Genomic DNA, 1,311 nt, shown 5'->3' with positions numbered 1-1,311 from the left:
ATCTTCAGTCATATATTTGTTAGGTGTATAATAATAGAATCCACAAGCATCAATTGCTTCTTTTAATAATGTAGGATTATTTTGAATTTGTTCAGCATATGTATTTGCTTCGTATTCAGATAATCCTGTTCCATATTTTTTACAAATATAGTCATACACTACTTTTTCTTCGGTATACCAACCCTTAAATGGACTATTATTTTCTCCACCATAACCATTGGCAATATTTTCACCATTACAATATAATCCAGAATAATGACCTTTATCCGTTTTTGCGGACCAGTTTGCCTTTAACTGAGTTAATGCCATAGTATAGTAATCTACCTTTAAAGGAGCCACTCCATCTTTTTCACGAATCGCATTACATTCTTTTAAATATTCAATAGCAGCCTTCATATTTTCTAGGCTTGTTGCATCTTTTTCAGCACCCAATTCAGTATACTTAATTAATTCACTATCTAATTTTCCATCTGACTCAAGGATGTATCCGTTTAAAACAGCTTGAGCCCCAGACTTGTCGGTTGGATCCAATGATTCAAAGAATCCCAAACTACCTTTTGCGATAGTAGCTGCAGTATTTTGTGCAATGGTTTCTAGTTTTTTAACTTCTGCACTTTTATTATTATATTCAGTTTGAATATTACTAATCACAGTATTTTGACTAGTAATTGCTTTTTCTAATGTTGTTAATTCCTTTTCTAGAGCAGTAATTTTATCACTTGCATCCGTTACATTTTTATCAGCCGTATTTTTATTTTCTTCTAATTTTTTTAATTCTTCTTCTTTCTTTTGAATAGCAGCAGCAACATCTGCCTTTTGACCTTCTAAGTCAGTAATTTTAGAATTGATATTACTAATTTCTATATTAAGACCATCTACAATGCTCTGTTTGTCCTTTACCAATTGTTGTGCACTTTGCTCAAAAGCTAAGGCAACATTATAAGCCTTTTGTGCCTTATCAGCAGCATCTTTTGCCAAATTTAACTCTGTAGTTGCATTCGATTCCTCAGTTGCTGCATCACCTAATTCTTTTAACTTTGTATTATAATCATTCAAAGCTGTCTTATAATCTTGTTCAGCATTTTCTCTAGCTAAAGTTGCATTTGAATAATTTGCTTTTGCGATTTCTAATTGAGCATTAGCTTCATTCAACGCATTTTCTTTTGAAGTTTTTTCGCTTTCAACAGCCTCTAACTCTTTTGAAGCTGTTTCATACGCATTTTTAGCATCCTTATATTCTTGCTCTTTTTGGTTGAGTTCATCTAAATCCGTACATTGCTTCTTATAATCTTCATATTCTTTTTTCTTTGT

At 31.9% G+C, this 1,311-nt stretch carries 1 protein-coding gene; it reads right to left on the bottom strand.

Annotated elements, in window-relative coordinates; genetic code table 11:
• A partial coding sequence (locus ACZQCL_RS06030; protein ID WP_482482238.1) for a CAP domain-containing protein occupies positions 1-1,311 on the bottom strand: 1,311 nt, incomplete at both ends.

The organism is Holdemanella sp. (assembly GCF_056804935.1).
The sequence above is the reverse complement of the archived record's forward strand: the minus strand, read 5'-3'. Positions and strand labels throughout refer to the sequence as shown.